The organism is Chitinivibrionia bacterium (genome assembly GCA_009779925.1).
Lineage (GTDB): Bacteria > Fibrobacterota > Chitinivibrionia > Chitinivibrionales > Chitinivibrionaceae > WRFX01.
On the sequence record WRAZ01000024.1, the window covers coordinates 15,414 to 33,344 of the forward strand.

19 protein-coding genes and 4 tRNA genes are annotated in these 17,931 nt (G+C 43.1%); 9 read left to right on the forward strand and 14 right to left on the reverse strand.

Features of this window, described 5'->3' with window-relative positions; translation table 11 throughout:
- The first annotated feature begins 13 nt into the window (after positions 1–13).
- Complete coding sequence (locus tag FWE23_07565; protein MCL2845292.1) at positions 14–334, forward strand: flagellar biosynthesis anti-sigma factor FlgM; 321 nt, start codon at positions 14–16, stop codon at positions 332–334.
- A 62-nt stretch (positions 335–396) separates the two neighbouring features.
- Here FWE23_07565 and FWE23_07570 read toward each other — a convergent pair whose 3' ends face one another.
- The 13 genes from FWE23_07570 to FWE23_07630 all read right to left on the reverse strand — a co-directional run bounded on the left by FWE23_07570 (position 397) and on the right by FWE23_07630 (position 11,745).
- Positions 397–1,191, reverse strand: a complete 795-nt coding sequence (locus FWE23_07570; protein MCL2845293.1) for a prepilin peptidase — start codon at positions 1,189–1,191, stop codon at positions 397–399.
- Positions 1,192–1,194: 3 nt separating this feature from the next.
- A complete protein-coding gene (locus FWE23_07575; GenBank protein MCL2845294.1) occupies positions 1,195–1,536 on the reverse strand; it encodes a hypothetical protein in 342 nt (113 codons plus the stop codon).
- 109 nt (positions 1,537–1,645) lie between these two features.
- Positions 1,646–2,869 (reverse strand): hypothetical protein, encoded by a 1,224-nt coding sequence (locus tag FWE23_07580; protein ID MCL2845295.1) that lies wholly within the window; start codon positions 2,867–2,869, stop codon positions 1,646–1,648.
- Positions 2,866–5,055: a hypothetical protein gene (locus FWE23_07585; GenBank protein MCL2845296.1), complete on the reverse strand. Its 2,190-nt coding sequence runs from the start codon at positions 5,053–5,055 to the stop codon at positions 2,866–2,868. Before FWE23_07585 ends, FWE23_07580 begins: the two co-directional genes overlap by 4 nt.
- Before the next feature lie 322 nt (positions 5,056–5,377).
- On the reverse strand, positions 5,378–6,754 hold the full coding sequence (locus tag FWE23_07590; protein MCL2845297.1) for a PEGA domain-containing protein: 1,377 nt from the start codon (positions 6,752–6,754) through the stop codon (positions 5,378–5,380).
- Positions 6,730–7,023 (reverse strand): hypothetical protein, encoded by a 294-nt coding sequence (locus FWE23_07595; GenBank protein ID MCL2845298.1) that lies wholly within the window; start codon positions 7,021–7,023, stop codon positions 6,730–6,732. The genes FWE23_07590 and FWE23_07595 overlap by 25 nt, the downstream gene beginning before the upstream one ends.
- Before the next feature lie 35 nt (positions 7,024–7,058).
- Complete coding sequence (locus FWE23_07600) at positions 7,059–7,964, reverse strand: enoyl-[acyl-carrier-protein] reductase (GenBank protein MCL2845299.1); 906 nt, start codon at positions 7,962–7,964, stop codon at positions 7,059–7,061.
- Positions 7,965–7,983: 19 nt separating this feature from the next.
- Positions 7,984–8,694: a zinc metallopeptidase gene (locus tag FWE23_07605; GenBank protein ID MCL2845300.1), complete on the reverse strand. Its 711-nt coding sequence runs from the start codon at positions 8,692–8,694 to the stop codon at positions 7,984–7,986.
- Positions 8,695–8,745: 51 nt separating this feature from the next.
- Positions 8,746–8,821 (reverse strand) — tRNA-Arg (locus FWE23_07610).
- 43 nt (positions 8,822–8,864) lie between these two features.
- Entirely contained in the window at positions 8,865–9,602 is a 738-nt protein-coding gene (locus FWE23_07615; GenBank protein MCL2845301.1) for a hypothetical protein, read from the reverse strand.
- Positions 9,603–9,649: 47 nt separating this feature from the next.
- Positions 9,650–9,723, reverse strand: a tRNA-Ile gene (locus FWE23_07620).
- Between the two features lie 68 nt (positions 9,724–9,791).
- Positions 9,792–10,517, reverse strand: coding sequence for a pyridoxine 5'-phosphate synthase (locus tag FWE23_07625; GenBank protein ID MCL2845302.1), 726 nt, complete (start codon positions 10,515–10,517; stop codon positions 9,792–9,794).
- Between the two features lie 16 nt (positions 10,518–10,533).
- Positions 10,534–11,745 (reverse strand): divergent polysaccharide deacetylase family protein, encoded by a 1,212-nt coding sequence (locus tag FWE23_07630; GenBank protein ID MCL2845303.1) that lies wholly within the window; start codon positions 11,743–11,745, stop codon positions 10,534–10,536.
- 80 nt (positions 11,746–11,825) lie between these two features.
- Here FWE23_07630 and FWE23_07635 point away from each other — a divergent pair, with 80 nt between their 5' ends.
- Positions 11,826–12,542 carry a hypothetical protein gene (locus FWE23_07635; protein MCL2845304.1) on the forward strand — a complete coding sequence of 239 codons (717 nt, stop codon included), beginning with the start codon at positions 11,826–11,828 and terminating at the stop codon, positions 12,540–12,542.
- A 120-nt stretch (positions 12,543–12,662) separates the two neighbouring features.
- Complete coding sequence (locus FWE23_07640) at positions 12,663–12,887, forward strand: hypothetical protein (GenBank protein ID MCL2845305.1); 225 nt, start codon at positions 12,663–12,665, stop codon at positions 12,885–12,887.
- Between the two features lie 111 nt (positions 12,888–12,998).
- Here the strand turns inward: FWE23_07640 and FWE23_07645 are convergent, their stop codons facing one another.
- On the reverse strand, positions 12,999–13,472 hold the full coding sequence (locus FWE23_07645) for a hypothetical protein (GenBank protein ID MCL2845306.1): 474 nt from the start codon (positions 13,470–13,472) through the stop codon (positions 12,999–13,001).
- A 390-nt stretch (positions 13,473–13,862) separates the two neighbouring features.
- Between FWE23_07645 and FWE23_07650 the strand changes: the two genes are divergently transcribed.
- The 6 genes from FWE23_07650 to FWE23_07675 form a co-directional block, all read left to right on the forward strand.
- Positions 13,863–14,612 carry a tetratricopeptide repeat protein gene (locus tag FWE23_07650; GenBank protein MCL2845307.1) on the forward strand — a complete coding sequence of 250 codons (750 nt, stop codon included), beginning with the start codon at positions 13,863–13,865 and terminating at the stop codon, positions 14,610–14,612.
- Positions 14,613–14,964: 352 nt separating this feature from the next.
- On the forward strand, positions 14,965–16,332 hold the full coding sequence (locus FWE23_07655; GenBank protein ID MCL2845308.1) for a bifunctional UDP-3-O-[3-hydroxymyristoyl] N-acetylglucosamine deacetylase/3-hydroxyacyl-ACP dehydratase: 1,368 nt from the start codon (positions 14,965–14,967) through the stop codon (positions 16,330–16,332).
- Between the two features lie 24 nt (positions 16,333–16,356).
- On the forward strand, positions 16,357–17,151 hold the full coding sequence (lpxA, locus tag FWE23_07660) for an acyl-ACP--UDP-N-acetylglucosamine O-acyltransferase (protein ID MCL2845309.1): 795 nt from the start codon (positions 16,357–16,359) through the stop codon (positions 17,149–17,151).
- A 53-nt stretch (positions 17,152–17,204) separates the two neighbouring features.
- Positions 17,205–17,281: transfer RNA gene (locus tag FWE23_07665), tRNA-Pro, on the forward strand.
- A 7-nt stretch (positions 17,282–17,288) separates the two neighbouring features.
- Positions 17,289–17,362 (forward strand) — tRNA-Arg (locus FWE23_07670).
- Between the two features lie 29 nt (positions 17,363–17,391).
- Positions 17,392–17,931, forward strand: a 540-nt coding sequence (locus FWE23_07675; GenBank protein ID MCL2845310.1) for a hypothetical protein, incomplete at its 3' end; no start/stop codon positions are given.

Below are 17,931 nucleotides of genomic sequence, written 5' to 3' on the forward strand. Positions count from 1 at the left end.
GAAGAAGGTCGTTATGGTTTTAACACAAATAACAAGCACTCTTGCGGCTGATTTTCGCAAAATTGACGGAGCCTCTCGCGCCAGAGACGAGAAGACCGATAATTTTGCAGTAAGAAGCAAAGCCGCGGACAGGACTTCGCTTTCTTCCGAAGCGCGGGAAGCGGGAGCAAACGCCGCCGCAATGAGAGTTTTGGCGCAAAGGGTTGAAGCGCAACCTGATGTTCGTCAAGACAGAATTGAGGCGACTCGCCAAAGAGTTGAAAGCGGATTTTATAATTCCGAAGAATTTGCCTCAAACTTGGCAGACCGCTTAATCTCGGAATTCGGGCGCTAATTAAGCGAAGGAAAAAACCAGAAAACTAATCGCGGAAGTATTTTTACTTCCGCTTTTTTTATTTAAGGCAGAATAAAAGATAATAATTCATTACCGAATACCACAGAAATAAGCATTCCTGCGCAAAGATACGGACCAAACGGAATATGTTTGCCGCTTTCAACCTTTTTAAGAGAAATCAGCGCAACGCTGATTACCGCTCCGACAAAACTACCAAAAAATATTGTCGCAAGCGCCGCCTGCCAACCAAAAAGCGCGCCGAACCAAAACAATAATTTAATATCGCCGCCGCCCATTGCCTCGTCTTTTTTGAGGATAATTTTTCCGAAAAATCCCGCCAAAAGCAAAGAGCCGCCGCCGACAAGCGCGCCTGTAATTGACTGAAGCGGCGTAATCCCGTCGGGCAAAAACGAAACCGCAAGCGCAAGAATAACGCCCGTAATTGTCAATTCGTCGGGGATAATGTAGTGCTTAATGTCGATTATCGCAATAGGAAGAAAAAGCAAAAGAGTGAAATATTGCAAAAATACCTCTATCCAATTCCACCAATTTCCTGCGAGCGCCCACTGAATTTGCTCGCCCAAAACAAGCGCCAAAAACACGGAATAAATTCCTGTAGCAAGCTCAATCAAAGGATACTGAATTGAAATTTTAATCTTACATTCTTTGCATTTTCCGCGAAGAAAAATATAGCTTAACAACGGAAGATTTTCGTACCACGCAAGTTCGTGCCCGCAATTTAAACATCGCGAGGCAGGGAAAATCACGCTTTCCTCACGCGGCAAACGAAAAATCAGTACATTGAAAAACGAGCCGAAAAGAAGCCCGTAAATAAACGCAATTATTGCTATTGCCACTTATCAGTTCTGTCTTTCAATTCCTACAACGCCGCCGTTTTCTATGATAAACATAAGGCGATTTCTGTCAACTCTGTAATGCCACATTTCCTGCACTGCCCAAGGCTGTCTGACAGTATCTATTCTTCTGGGCGAGCCAAACATAAAACGAAGCGTTTCTGTTCTTATCCCTATCTGAAACTCGCCGCTCATAAGAGCGCTTCTGTCAAAATCGGGTAAGTCGGGATTTTGTCTGATAAAATTATCAATTTCGGCGTTAGAATGCCGCAACGGAAAGGTAATCGCCATAGCCGACGAAAGAAACAAAGCACAAACAATACAAACCACAAACGCAATTTTTCTCATAAATTCTCCTTTAAGAAATGAAATTTTCACCTAAAATAATAAATTCCCCGCAAGCAAAACCGCAAAATGTGAATTTTCAGAAAAAAATGACCGACTGTTGTTGCGAAAATCAAAACTCAACCCGAAAATACCCCGACAAGCCAGAAAGTAATATCGTTTTCCATACATTTTTTCGGTTGCTTGTTTCGTTAATTATTGGGCTTTCTTCTACGTCGTTTGCTCGAAATTTGTCTAAACCCCAAGGCGCGGCGAAGATTTTTCGCATTCCGAAGTGAATTTTTGCTCTGTTTTTTATGTTTAAGGGCGGGCTTTCGAGCGAATATCCAAGAAATGCTAATCCTGTGTTTTTTAGGTCTAAGTACATTTCTCTCTGTTTTTCTCTGCCGCCGAATAATCTTTTGTATAAGTAATGGACATCCGCGCTGAATTCACCGCCGATAATATTTGCCGCGCCGAGCATAAATAAATGATTTAAGCGGCGAGCTTGCAATTCAAACGAAAGGGCAGTCCAAAGAGCAAGCGCGTTTGCTTCTCCGTCTATATCGAAAAACATATACGGAAACAGAAAATATTGCTGATTTGCAGGATTTATGGAGCCGTCTGCCGAAAAAGAAGCGTAGTTTAATCCCAAAATTCCGTAAATGTTCGATAATTTTTGCGGTTTGGAAAACAAATGCCTGTAATTTATTCCCAAAACGTAATTATCGGAATTAAAAAGCGGCATTTCTGCGTTATTTACGATATTTATGTCAAAAGTTTGATACGAAATATTCAGTTTATGCCTTTCTTTGTGTTCTGCCGACAAGCCGAAATGCAGAAAGAGAGGAATATCGGGTTTCCCGAAAAAATAATAAAAGCACCCGTCGTCAAATTTTCCTTTGCCGAGCAAAAAAGACGGGGTAAATCGGAAATCGCGAATATTTAGCTCCACGTTTGAGCCGATATAAAAGCCCTTTGCGCCCTCGTTTGTAATTTTTATTTGATCTCCGCGATGCCGAAAGCGCGTTTCTATTTCGGATTGACTGAAAAAGCCTGCGAAAATTTGGGGTGAAATTGCGTTGAAGTCGAATTTTACAGAATAATCGGCTCTGATAATTTCGCTTGTAAACCAAGGCATATTCGAGCCGATTTTAAGAAATCCCAAGCGATTACGGAAAAATTTTGGGTTGTCATAATTTATGTCGGCATTCCAAAAAAATATTCGGTCGTCTTGCAAATGCAGTAAAATTCCGCTTTCGCTTGAAAGTTCAAAGTTTTGGGCAAGGAGGGGTTTCAGTAAAACCAAAACCCAAATCCAAGCCCTGAAAAACAATACTTTTTTTGAAAACCTCATCGCGTTATGTTGTGATACTTCTCAAAAAGTATTCGTGCAAGCGGCGCGGGAAGCGCTTCTACTAACTCATAAGCGTTTTCGCCTATTACGTCGGGATAAAGCACAACGCTCGATATTGGCACAGTTCTGAATCTCATACCGATTGTTCGCCCACCTTCCGTTAAACTCATATAATTTTCACGCGTAAGCCGTGTATTGCCGCTGAAAAACGCGGGAACTCCGTTGCTTTCGGTTTCAAACAAATTGTTCAGAGAAAAATGACCTTCCGTAAAAAGTAGCCCGACATTCATTCCGAAAACAACGTCCGACCTTTGCGAATTGGGCCAAGCGCCTCTTGTCGGGTCTGAGGGCACCCAAAAGTTGCCGCCGTTTTGAATTGACGAAATCAGTATTCCCAAGCCCTCGTTTATTGTTTGATGAGCGTCTTTTACTGCCTTAGGATACAAATCGCTGTTCATTATTGCGGAATACGACTCTCTTATTCCCGTAATTGACGAAACAAAACTTGCTTTTGCCGCCGCCATTCTTCCCGCTCTTGGTTTCAAAAAGTTATTTACAAACGGCAAATCCGCTCTGTTCATTTGCTCCACTCGACCGTACCAATAGTTTTCGTTGTTCTGCCAAGCGTGGCGGAATACGTTAAGATTGGTGTTCCAATCATAAGCCGTAAGCCACTGTAAACTTGCTTTTACGCCTGTCATTGCGGATACCATAGCGTTTACTTCCGCCCAGCCGATTTGGTCGTGCTCGGTAATAATGCCGTCCAAATGCAAAGCCTCAATAAAGTGCCTGTGAAGCGTAATTCTTGTGTTCGGAGTGCTTCGCAATCTTGCAATTCGGTTTAAGGCGTTTTCATAACTTTGCCCGAAAACAGAGCCGATAAGTTCGTCCAAAGCGTCGTTTAAGCCGTTTGTGTTTCTGTCGATAAGGTTTGCAAACAAAAGCAAAGTCCAAGTTTCGGGGCTTGGCGCGCCCGTAGATGTAAGCGTTTGACTATGCCAAGAATTAGCCCCTCTGAGCCATTCAACGTTTGCTAATCCGGGGAATGAAGAAGATCTGGTCTCAATTATCGGCTGTTCTCTAACTAATGTCCATACCATCTCCCATTCGCCATCATAGTCCCAAGTGAAATCCCAATTCTCGGGTTCACAATTCTCTATTTGTATACCATAAGCACCTAAACAAACAGTTTCGCAATCTATGGGTTGATAATTAGTATCCCTGCAAATAAGCGTACCGTTCCAAACCCATCTTCCAACATAATACCCCGATCTTTCAGGCACATTTCCCGACCAACTCCAATCTCTATCACAACCCGATCTACAAGTAGGGTCTTCTCCAATCCACATAGCCCACCCCCCTTGTCCTTCGTTTGCAGTCGGAACAAAAAAACTTCCTAGTAGCCATTCCCGCTCGTAGCTTCGTAGCCAGTCGTTAGAGAATAAGGCGTTAAGACGATTGGGATAATCCGTAAAACCAAAGCGGTCTCTGAATAAATCCACAACTCTGCGGTCTATGCTTATTCTTGCGATATGCGCCAATGCCGAGTAAATAATAGCCCTCGGATTGTTGTTATCCGCTTGAAACGCCCGCTCAAAGTAGTTTATCGCTTGGTCGTATTGCCCGTTTCTCAGAGCGATGTTGCCGAGAAGAATAAGGTCGTCGGCGTTATCGTTGTTGTTGCCGCCGCCTTGAGGCTCTACCATAAAAAACAACGCATTTGCACTGAACGACTGCCCTGCAAATGTCGCATTTTGACGGAAAAACACTACCGTTGCTTCCATCATTCTGCCGAATAATCCCATTTCTCCGACCCAAATCAAATAAGCACCCGCCGATCTGCCTTGAGCGGAAATGTTTTCGTTCGGAGCGTTTTCGCTTGCAACGCTGTAGCCGTTTTCAATAAGCCACGCAACTAAATTGTCGAAACTTTCTTCGTCGGAATCGTTCCATCTCAGCACAATTTCATTGCCTTGAGAAGTTTTTGATTCCACAAGCGTTCCGCTTACCTTTTCTCCGTCGAAACCTTCAAGCCCCACCAATGTGAAATCACCTTGAGGCGGTATTTTTATTTCGCCGTTTTCTTTTTCGCCGCCGCCATTATCGTCGGAACACCCGACAAAAACAAAACACATCGCTGCAACCAGCAGCGCCCACACGCTAAACACCTTGGTAAATTTACCCATAATCCACAACCTCCCGCTGTTTTTGACAGCAAATTAAATGTTAAAATCAGACAAAAGCAGCTTAAAGGCTGTTCTGCCGATCATAAAAGTTCTGCAACAAACAATAGATTACGATATTCCGCGAATAATCAGTGCGAAAACACAGACAGAACAACCTCATAAAGGACATTCTGTGTTTTCACACATAAAAAAATAAAAATTTAACAAATTACGGAGTAAATATCCGCAATCTATTATTTGTTGCACCGATAAAATACTATATGTTCTATGAGCGTGAGAAATTATTTTGAAAACTTTGGTTTTTCATTACAAATCGAGAAATTCAATCGTTTCTCTGCAATCGCCACGGAATAATAATGCCGCCGCGAAATCCTACCCACCCGCTGGTTTCGGGACGAAGCGCTCGGCTTATTGCACTCCCGTCGCCGTCGCCCAATATCGGTGTAATGGAGAGTTCTATAAAATATGTGGGATGAAAATTTTCTCCGATTGGTGAAAGAGCCGCCCGAACACTCGTTATCCACGTGTCGTTGCGCGCGCTCCTCGACGAAAGAGTTCTTCTGCCGCGTTCATTTCTTTCGGTTATATTGTTCAACATTATTTTTTCGCGCTGATAGCCCGTTAAAATCGCAAGCGACAAAATTTCGTTTCCTGCGCGAAAACCGATTTGCCCCGAATACGACCTCAGTATCATAGTCGGCTCTAAATCCCCAAACCTGTCGTATTCCACCCAAAAGCCGTTATCAAAATCAATATCGACGGGTATATCGAACGATTTTCTGTATCTTGACCCCGCAAAACCTTGTCCGTATTCCAACGACATTATCCACTGCCTGTGCCCAATCCATATTTTATTAAACGCCGAAAATCCTCTGTGATTAGTCCCGATAACAGGTCCGTCGTTAAAAAGCCCTATAAGTTCGCGAAAAATAGGTTCTGTTGCTATTCTGTGTTGAAAAGCAAACGCCAAAACTTCTATTGTAAACGGTTGTTGGCTTAAATAATCTCTCCAAAAACTGCGTAATTCTTTCAATTCGTGCCATACGGGAGGTCTCGGACAGCCGCGATAAATGCCGAAAACATCAGGGCAAAGGTCAACACTGTCGGGAAAGCCGTCGCCGTCTCGGTCGTGAGTGGAAGGTAATTGTATATGAAAACGCGTAAGCCTGTTCGGAAAAACGGTAATGGTCTGCTCAATCCCGTGAAACCCGTGTGCCGATACGGCAAGGCGATGCTCGCCTGCTTTTATGTCCCTGAAAAGCGTACCTACCCCCGCAAGGTCTGAGTTAAGAAAAATTCTTGCCTCGTCGGGCTCAGTTTCAATAAATATAGTCCCTTGTCTTTCAACAAAAGAAAGACGTAAATTCAGTATTTCACCCGCTCGCACATCGACAAAAGTATCTATCGGCATATATCCTATGCCGCCGTGCCAAGAAATTCTGTGTCGCCCCATAGGCAAAACAATTCTCTGGGTTTCAGACTCTATATCGTTATTTATAAGGTATGGAATGTTGTTCGGCGCGATCGGAAGATTTAGAATTCCGAAAGAATGCGTACCGAAAACAAAAAAAGTATCAGCCGAATGCGCCGTCTCAAAGTCCCGCGCTTCGGCTGTTTGATAATCTTGAGCGAAAAGGCACGATGTTAATACGACTTGCAGAAGCAAGAAACTTATTATCGTCGAACGCTTCTTGTACACTCTCTTCTCGCATTCTCACAACGCATAATACTGCTGTTGAGGACTTGCATCATTTCTCTTTTTTGCGTACGTTCGTCTTCGTCGTTTTCGGTCATTGCCTCAACTTCTCTCTGCAAATCCCAAGCGTACGCACACACTTCTCGCATAAAAACGCATTCGGCGGTCGTATCGGCAATCGTTCCCTCGGGCTGATTTCTTCTTGAACCTGCGAATGCACTGCAGGCAAACACAAACAACAAAAACAATACTGTCAATTTAGCAAATTTCATATTCTTAACCGTCCTTTCTAAAAAACACTGTTTTTTTATTTTTCGTCAATTGCGCCCTCTACAAGGCGATCTATTCCACAAGCCATCGAACTTAATCCATTATCTACATAAACAACCGTTCCCGTTATAGCCGCCGCCATCGGCGACAACAAAAACGCCGCGGGACACGCCACAAAATCCGCTTCCATCTCTTGTCTGAGCGGGGCGTTGTGCGCCGAATATTTTATCATTCTGTCGATAAATCCTATCGCCTTTGCCGCTCGGCTTCCCAAAGGTCCCGCCGAAATTGTATTCACTCGGATGTTCCATTTTCTGCCGCATTCAAAAGCAAGGGTACGAGTATCTTGTTGCAAAGCCGCTTTTGCCGCGCCCATTCCGCCGCCGTATCCGGGAACTGTTCTGTCAGCGGAAAGGTAAGAAAGCGAAATAACCGAGCCGCCGGCATTCATATTAGAACCAAACTGCTTAACAAGCGACACCAAAGAATACGACGAAGCCGAAAACGCCGCCAAATATCCTGCGCGAGAAGTTTCCAAAAGGTCGTTTTTCACTTCGGGACCGTTTGCCAAAGCGTGAACAAGAATATCTATTTTCCCGTATTTTTCCGCCACTTTTTTCGCAACTTCGCTGACCGTGTATCCCGTAATTCCCGCGTATCTTTTGTTTTCTTTTATGTCTTGCGGAACGTCTTCGGGATAGTCAAAAACCGCGTCGAGAGGAAATATCTCGGTGATTTTCATTTCGCTTCCGTCGGGCAGTTTTGTGTCGAGTTTGTTTCTTTCGAGCGATTTTACAAATAACTCAAGGACGGGAGGCCAAGTTCCTACCAAAATTGTCGCGCCTGCTTCCGCAAGCCTCTTTGCGATAGCCCAACCGTATCCGTGGTCGTCTCCCACGCCGGCGATAAACGCAATTTTTCCTGTTAAATCAATAGACAGCATTTTAAATTCTCCTTAATTTTTAACGACGACCGCCGATAAGTCCCGACCGCCAAAGATAGTAAAGTAATGTTAGAAGCGAAGTAATAGCCGACGCAAGATATGTCAAAAACGCCGCGTTTAAAACCGCTCCCGCCGATTGCGCCTCAATTCTGTCAACCGCTCCGCTTTCCACCATAAGCAATTTTGCTCTGTGAGACGCGTCCCATTCCACAGGTAAAGTAATTATAGAAAACAAAACTGAAGCCGAAAACAAAATTATTCCTGCGATTATAAGATTATTGCCGAAAATCGGATTGGAATTACTAAGCAAAAAACCCGCAATCAATACAATATACGAAAATTTCGAACTTATGTTTACCGTAGGAACCATAGCCGAGCGAAAATTCAACCACATATAGCCCTGTGCGTGTTGCAATGCGTGCCCTGCTTCGTGGCAGGCAACTCCGATTGCGGACAGAGAATTTTCTCCGTAAACCTGCGGCGACAAACGCAAAACCTTTGAGCGCGGGTCGTAATGGTCTGACAAATGCCCGCTTACCTGCTCAATACGAACGTCGTTGACTCCCGCGTCCGCCAAAAGCCGACGAGCCGCCTCCGCCCCCGTAAGCCCTTTTGCCGAACGAATTTTTGAATATTTTTTAAAAGTGCCTGAAGTCATAAGAGAAGCTATGCCCGCCAAAAGGAGCCCCGGCAAAGCAAATGCAAGATACATCGGGTCAAAGCCAATCATAGTTCCTCCTTTTTTCAATAAGCGTTAACACTACACAAATAACATTTTAAATGGTACAGGCGGAAGGGGTCGAACCCTCAACCTTCTGATCCGTAGTCAGATGCTCTATCCATTGAGCTACGCCTGCACATAAAAAACCGTCGTAAAATATTATTTTTCACACGCCTCTGTCAAGAGGTTTTCTGATTTTGAGCGTTTTCGGTCAAAACAAACAACGATCCACAATTTTCGCACGCAACCAAAACGGCGCTTGAAAAGATTTTTTTCAAAAGGTTCGGGCTTATAACCTGTCCGCAATACGAACACTTCTTACTGTCCGCAGATATGTGCGCAAGCACTTTTCCGCTTCTTTTACGCCCAAGCAAAACAGCATCATACATCTTTAGCAAATCTTCATCCACTTTCGGACAAAGCGCATTTTTTTCGCTTGTGGTCGCCGCAATATCGTCGTCAATCGAGGCAATTTTGCTCGTCAATTCTTCAATTTGCGGAGAATTTTGCGCAATCACTCCGTCAACTTCTTCTTGCGCCGCCTTAAATTCTTCTTGCAACTGGGGCAATTTTTCTTTAAGCTTCGCAATGCTTTGCTTTGTTTCCGCCACAACTGTCTTGCGAGTTCTTATTTCTTTTTGCACGGCGTCGAATTCCTTATTGTTTTTTACGGAAGTCAAACGCTCGTGGCTTCGAGCAAGTTCATTGTTGTGAGTTTCAAGGTCGATATTTGCCGACGAAATATCCTTTTCCAACTTTTCCAAATTGCTTTTTGTCAAGTCTCGCGACTTTTCTTTTTGACCTATTACTTCTTTTAATTCTGCAAGTTTCAGAGGATACTCAAGTTTAGAATTTTCAAGTTGGGCGATTTTTATATCTAAAGTTTCTATTTCCAAAAGTTTATTTTCAAAGGACATCTAAACCTCCCTGCTATTTTATGTTCATATTGCCTTAAATTAAGAAGTGGGCGCACAAGGGCTCGAACCTTGGACTAACGGATTATGAGTCCGCTACTCTAACCGACTGAGTTATGCGCCCAAAAAACTACCGCAATATACGTTTTTTTCGCAGTGGCTGTCAAGGGGGAAAACAAAATTAAAGCGTTTTCATACGGAACTGCCCGTTTCTATTATCCTCATCATATCTTTTACAGCGGCATCCAAGCCTACAAAAACTGCGCGCGAAATTATAGAATGACCGATATTTAACTCTGCAATGCAGTCAATCGCCGCAACTGCCGCCGTGTTATGGTAATTCAGTCCGTGCCCTGCGTTCACGATAAGTCCCAATTTGTGCGCATAAGCCGCCGCGTCCTTAAGGCGTTCGAGTTCGTGCATTTGCTCCTTGCCTCTTGCGTTTGCGTAATTGCCAGTGTGCAATTCTATATGGCTCGCACCAATTTTCAGCGCCGCTTTAATCTGGTCGAAATCGGGGTCTATAAAAAGCGATACACCGATGTTATTTTCCATTAATTTTGCGATTTTATCCACAAGCTCTTTCTCGTGTCCACGAACAGGAAGCCCGCCTTCCGTGGTTTTTTCCGCGCGTTTTTCGGGAACAAGCGTTGCAATATTCGGACGAACATCCACGGCAATCGCCACCATTTCCTGCGTTGCCGCCATTTCCAAGTTAAAAGATGTCGTCGAAATCTGCCTTATCAAATAAATGTCGTTGTCGTTAATGTGGCGCCTGTCTTCCCGAAGGTGCGCCGTAATTCCCGAAGCCCCTGCAATTTCCGCCAACGCCGCTCCGTGAACCGGGCTTGGCTCGATTCCGCCTCTTGCCTGACGAAGCGTGGCTATGTGGTCGATATTTACGCTGAGTTTTGCCATATATTTTTCTCCTTTTTTATAAGTGTGTTATCGGTACTAATCTTATTCCCCGTCTTGCAATATTGGGCAAAACGTTAATAAATGCCTGTACAAAATTGTCGTCCGCCGCAACAAAAATTGTGGAATTTCTGTTTTGCGCAACCCTCTCGGCAACTGAGTTTATCTGCCTTTCCCATTCGGCAACGCTAAGCCCTCTTGCACCGTCCGCGGGCAACCAAAAAGTTATGGTATCGTAAGGAGCGTTAATTTCGCGCGCAACTTCTCTTGCCGTCGAAGTTCGGGCAGTGCGGCGAGCGTCCACAAACATTATGTTGCGCCTTCTTATGGTATTCAGAAAATTTTGCGCGGTAGTTCGGGAATTAAGCACAAGATTTCCCGTTTGCGCAAAAAAACCGACCGCGTTCGGATACATCCTTGTAAGCATATTCATTCTTTCGTTTATCCGGCGACGATTGTCTGCCTGCCTGATTGTGTATCGTCTCTGCTCAAAATGCGTCTGGTTATCCTCGATGGGAATTTCAATTAAGACGGGCAAGAGCAACTGGCTAAAAATTTCGGGAACGGTATCTCTCACTTCTCTGCGACGTCTTTCTTCCTCTTCACCGTCGGGAGAAACCGAATGAATAACGGAAGAATTCACCTGCCAAGGCGTTAAAACAAAACTCAACGGCTGACCGAGTTCCAAAAGCGCAAGACTTTTTTCGGGCGATAACCTATCAAGTCCCCTTATCAAAAACGCCGCGCGCGCGCTTGGCGCCGCAACTTCGTTGGTTATTACTATTTCACATATAATTTTTTCGCTCGGTCGCCGTTTGTTTTCAAAAACCATTCGGACAAATTCCCGCCGCCCCGCTACTCGTCCTCTGCGAACGTGCATAGATTCCACTATTCGATATTCCGTATTTTCGACGACGGCAAATATCTGCATAACAAATTCTTCTATAAGTTTCGCGCGCGGGAAGCGAATTGTTATAACGGTCTGTAATTCTTCCAAGTCGATGTCGGTGGTAAAATTATCGTCGTTTATCCCAAAGGAGCGAGCGGTTATGCGTAATTTTTCCTCAAACAAAAAGTCCCGTCTCTGAATAAACGCCGCCGAGGTCGAAAACTCGCTCTGCCCTCCCCCGATTGCGGCTCTGACAATCAGCAAAATCACGACGGACAAAAGCGCCGCCGCCAAAATTGCGGCAGGGATAATTACTATGAGTTTTTGCTTTTTATCGTTCATTTACGCGCTTTCCCCAAAATGTTCGCGTAAAAATACTATTTTTCCACATATCAATTCAGTAATTATCGGAAATTAAGTGTATGAAAACGATTTTTTTAAGTCAAATAGACCCGCAAAACCAAATGCCGCTTGAGAGCGAACTATTTGAACGCGCAAAATTGTCCGACGAAATAATTTTACTAATATATTCTTGGAACGGCGATGTAATATCGACAGGCAAACTGCAAAAACACCTAAAAATCGACCGAGAAAAATGCAAAAAAGACGGCGTAAAAATTGTAGAACGCATAACAGGCGGCAGAGCGGTTTTGCACTCAAACGATATATGCTATTCGATTTCGATACCGCAGATTTTTGTGAAACAGACAGGCGAAAATTTAAAATCCGCAATTTCATCGATTTCAAAACCGATAGTAAAAACATTGATAGATTTTGGTATTAAAGTAGATTGCAAAACAGAGGACAAGCGCAATTTGCACAGCGATTTTTGTGCCGAAACACAAACCTTCGGCGAAATCAGCGTTGGTGGCAAAAAACTTGTGGCAAGCTCGCAGGTTTATACGCCGCAAGGAATTTTACAGCACGGAACTATTCCGATAACTGCGGATTATCGAAGAATTTGCGATTATTTTGAGGGGGATTGTGAAGAGGTAAGGGAGTTTTTGCGAAGAAACACAACTTATTTGGACGAAATTTGCAATGATTTTAAAGCAGAAAGTTTTATTATGGCATTGGCGAGAAATTTTGAGGAGTTGGCGAAAAACCTCTCCCAAAGCGGTGTTTCTCTCGATTTATGAAAATTGGAAGTCAGACTTCCAATTTTCATAAATATATTAGGGAGAGATAAGTTAAATCGCATTTTAATCGCAGTTTCCGAGAGCAAATATTATTTTAATCCGCAAAAAGCGCTATTATTTATGAAAAGAGGAAAACATTTGAAAATACGAAATTTCTACTCATACGTCCCCGACGACGAAAAGCAATGTTCCTTCTGCATAGGAAAAAACGGCGAGGCAAAGAGGTTATATTCCTCTGCCCAAGAAGCCGCCGAAGTGGCGAGACATCAAATGTCAGTAAATAAGGTTTCGCTCAAAGAGTACCCTTGTCCGTATGGCGCGGGGTGGCATTTGACGAGTGGGTGAGGCGCACGTTTCGCTTGGAATTTTTAATAAAAGCGAACGCTATCAAATAGACAGATAATTTTTTCGGATTGTCTGTCTATTTTTCCACAGCGGCGCTTCTCTCAATATCGATTAAAGAACGTCCCAATATCCAAAACCTGCTTCTATTGTGTTGTCCAAGCAGAAAAAGCTGAGAATTTCTCCGTTTCTCTTTGTATAAACCATAAATATATGTACTCCGCCTATGTTAATTCTGGCTAGGCTCTTATTAACGCGAAAAACCTCGACTGCACGACCTGCCACTACATAATCAATCGGTAATCGCGGAAGTTTTCTTCCTCTTTCTAATATTATATTTCTGTTAGGCATTTTTAGTACAACTCTTGTATAATTAGTAATACTGACTCTTTCTTGCCACTCTTTCGCTTCTTGACTATCCCAGTCAACATTCTGCGCCCACACACTTACATAAAATACCATCAACATCAACACTGTTTTAGCGAATACGCCCATAATACCGCAACCTTTCTGCCGTTTTTCAGCAATTTTTTTAAGTTCAGACAGAAACACAGCAAAGGCTGTTCTGCCCATAATCAATTGTTTCACGACAAACACCGAAAAATGTTCCATTATTTAAATAGAAGCCTCAACGCAGCAGAACAACCTTATGAGGGAAGTTCGCGTTGAGGTATAATAAAAATTACGAAAAAGTAGAAAACTACATTTTCGGCATTTGTCGTAGGCGGTAAAATAATTTATGCGCGATATAATTTACGGATTTCACTCCTAAAACTTATCAAAAAGACAAAGTCTGAAAATTCTATTCCGCAAACTTATCCCTGCTCGATTTCTGCAGAACTTAAAAAAAGCACTCAAGCCTCGCCTCTTTATTGCCGATATATAGTAAAAAACACTAAAAAACGCACAAAATACCGCATTGTTTAATTGCCAAAAAGTATTTTTGCGCGTAAAAGACATGGATAAAAAGGAGTTGTGATGACTGATTTTCAAGCCAAAAAATTGGAAGAAGCCGAAAATAACATACAGAACGACAATTACAATGACGCTATGCTTACACTTATTGAGTTGATTGACGAAGACCCAACTCTTGCCGCTCCATACAACAATTTGGGCTTTATTTCGTGGCAACAGGAACGTTGGGCGGACGCTTTCGGACTATTCAGAGAAGCCGTAAGATTAGACAACACCAACGAAGATTATTTAAACAATCTCCTTGACGCGGCGTTGAAACTCAAAAAAATCGAAGAAGTCGCTCCCATTTTTGAAAAGGCGGCGAATGATAATCACGACAACGAAAACATCACAATAATTCACACAGCGATAACCTCGCCCGACAATGATATTTACCAAAGCGTACGCGCATATTTGCTGGGATATTGGCATCCGCTCATCGAAGAGGGTGAACGCGCCATTAAAAACGGCGAATTTGTCGATGCGATTACAGCGTTTGTTAATCACATTGATGAAGTCAGACCTTGCGCGGAAGCGTATAACGGGCTCGGAATTATACAGTTTAACGCAAAAGAATACGAAGAGGCGTTCGGACTGTTTTTTGAGTCGCTCAAATACAATCCACTCAATCAGGACGTTTATTTGAATATGTTTGACTGCGCGCTTGAATGCGAAAGAGAAGACGCCGCGTTGCAAATTTACGAATTTTGGGCAAAAGAGTATCCGATGTTAGAGCAAATTCGCGGTGAAACCGAAATCTTAATAAAAAAATAAGATTTTTACGACTTATTTGAAATAAAAATAATTTTTTTCAAAATAAGTATAAAGTATTTCAAAAAACCTGCCGATAGCATATAATGAAAAACGAAAGATGCACCTCCCTTGTGTGTTTCTGCTGAACTTCCCCAATTTGTGAAGCAGATTATCTTTAATACGTTTTTATAAAGAAAATGCTGTCTTCCCCAAGGCAGCATTTTCATTTTTCTCTTCACATTCTATTTTGCTGATAAGTTCTCGTTCTCCACGTTTTGCTGTAAAAAAACACAAAAAAGCATTCGTTGCCGATTTTGAGGTCGGAAATTTATTATTTTATCTGTAAATAAATATAACGGAGGATAAACCTACAATGAAACAAAGAACTATAGCAAAAAGCGCTTCCATTTCGGGAGTTGGACTTCACACCGGAGTTAAAGGAACAATTACACTTCACCCTGCGAAAATTGACAGCGGAATAACATTCGTGCGAATAGACACGCCGCAAAAAACCGAAATTCCCGCAGATATAGACTATGTTGTCGGGGATGCGCTCAGCACAGCAATCGGCATCGGCGACGTAAAAATTTTCACGATAGAACACTTAATGGCGGCATTGGCGGCAACAAATATTTCAAACTGCCGAATTGAAATAGACGCAGAAGAAGTTCCGTTAATCGACGGCTCAGCAAGACCGTTCATTGACCTGATAACGGAGGCGGGAGTGCTGAAACAAGACGCGGAGCAGGAATTTATAGAATTTGACGAGCCGATGTGGCTTTACAACGAAAACAGCACAGCTTTGGCGGTTTTCCCAGCGGAAGACTACTACATAACGCTTATGGTGGACTACAATTCTCCGATAATCGGCGCGCAACACACAACAATGTTTAATTTTAATAATTTTGAAAAAGATTTTGCGCCTGCCAGAACGTTCTGCTTTTTATCGGAAATTGAAGAATTGGCAAAACGAGGGCTTATTAAAGGCGGCACCTTAGACAGCGCAATGGTTGTGCAGGATATTCCGTTTGACGAAAAAATGGCGGAGGAATTGAAAGCAAAATTTCCAAATTCAAAAGAGATTTTCCCCGGAACGAACGGCTTTGTGAACAATCGCGAACTGCGTTTTCCGAACGAACTTTGCAGACACAAGGCGGTTGATTTGGTAGGCGACTTGTATCTGCTCGGAAAGCCGATAAGAGGACACGTTATGGCGGCTCGCAGTGGACACGCGGCAAACCAAACATTCGCAAAAAGAGTGCGCGAATATCTGAAAAAGAAGAAAGAAGAACAGCACAATATCTCATACGCCGACATTATGAAAATGCTTCCTCACCGCTACCCGTTTTTGCTTGTTGACGGCGTTGAAAAAATCATTCCCGGAGAAAAAATTTCGGCATACAAAAACGTCTCTTTCAACGACCATTTCTTTCAAGGACATTTTCCCGGAAACCCGATTATGCCGGGCGTTTTGCAATTAGAAGCGTTGGCGCAAGCAGGCGGAATTATGGTTTTATATGAAGATTTAGGCAAGGAAGAAAACGAGAACAATAAGAAAAATATGCTTTATATGGGAATAAACGAATGCAAATTCAGAAATCCCGTGCGCCCGGGCGATAAACTCGTTTTGGAAGTAAATCTTGTCAAGAAAAGGCGCAACATTTTTGTTTGCGAAGCAAAGGCGAAGGTTAACGGAAAAATAACCTGCGAAGCGGAATTAACTTGTATGGTAAATGCTTAAAACTGCGTAAGAAGAGAGAAAATTATGAGCGTGCAAATAAGTGAAAAAGCGGTTATCGGAAAAAATCTAGAACTCGGTACAGGCGTCCAAATCGCCCCATTTGCGGTTATTGAAGACAACGTCCAAATCGCGGACGGAGCAATTATCGGCTCCTACGCGTTTATCGGAAGCAATACTAAAATCGGAAAAGATTGCCGAATTTTTAACGGAGCGAGCGTCGGCACGGTTGCGCAAGATTTAAAATACCGCGACGAAGCCGCAACCTTGGAAATCGGCGACAGAACAATAATTCGTGAGTTTTGCACTCTGAACAAGGGAACTTCGGCTAACAACGGAATTACAAAAATCGGAAGCGATTGCGCACTTCTTGCCTATTGCCACATTGCCCACGACTGCGAAGTCGGCGACTTCTTTGTTTCCTCGAACGGCTTGGCAATGGCAGGACACACAACAGTCGGACGAAACGTAATTTGCGGCGGAAACGTCGGAATACACCAGTTCACGGTAATCGGCGATTATTCGTTTATTGGCGCTTACGCGTATGTAAATATGGACATTGTCCCGTATTCGCTTGTGGCAATCGCGGACGGAAGCACTTTTATCGCAGGACACAACAAGGTAGGTTTAGAGCGCAACGGTTTTACGAATGAAGACGTAAGCGCAATAAAGAAAATGTATAAACTCCTCTTCAGAAGCGGCTTAACACTCGAAGATGCAAAGGCGAAAATAGTCGCGCAGATGAGTGATGATGACATCAGAAAGAGAATGCTTGAATTCTTAAATAAATCGCAAAGAGGACTTTTACGCACAAGAGTTTAATTTACCCTTGATTTTTGCCGCGGGAATATAGTATTTTCCCATCTGAAATTTTACGGAGAGTAGCGTAGCTTGGTATCGCGTCTGGTTTGGGACCAGAAGGTCGCGGGTTCAAATCCTGCCTCTCCGACCACTATTTTGCACCCTTAGCTCAGCTGGATAGAGCAACTGCCTTCTAAGCAGTAGGTCTCAGGTTCGAATCCTGAAGGGTGTATTTTTCACATTCCCAAACGGGGGTCTATTTTGAAAATATTCGCAACTATATTCATCCTCGTTCTTGCACAAACGCTTGTTTTTGCGCGCAGTGTATCCGATTTGGAAACACAAATTCAAAACCATCGAAACCGCGCGGATTCCCTGCAAACTTTAATTTCGAGAAGCGAGAGAAGGATTACGGAGCTTGCAAAAACAGAAGACGAGCAACTATTACGCCTCAACGAGATGGAAAAAGCAATAGAAACAAGCCTTAATCTGATAGAAATCGTGCAAAACCAAATAGACTCTTTAAGCGTTCAGAGAGAACAGACGTCTGCGGCTCTGTCGCTTACGCAATCTGCACTCGACAGTCGCAGAGAAATTATGACAAGAAGACTTGTGCAAATGTATAAAATGGGCGAGCCGACGATTTTGTCAATCATTTTGGGTGCAAATTCACCGACAGATATAGTAAATCGCATAAGATATATGCAGGATTTGAACAGATACGACAGAAATTTATTAGATACAATAAGACAAAACGAGAGTGAACTTTTAGAATTAAGCCTTGTTTACGAAGCGGAAAAC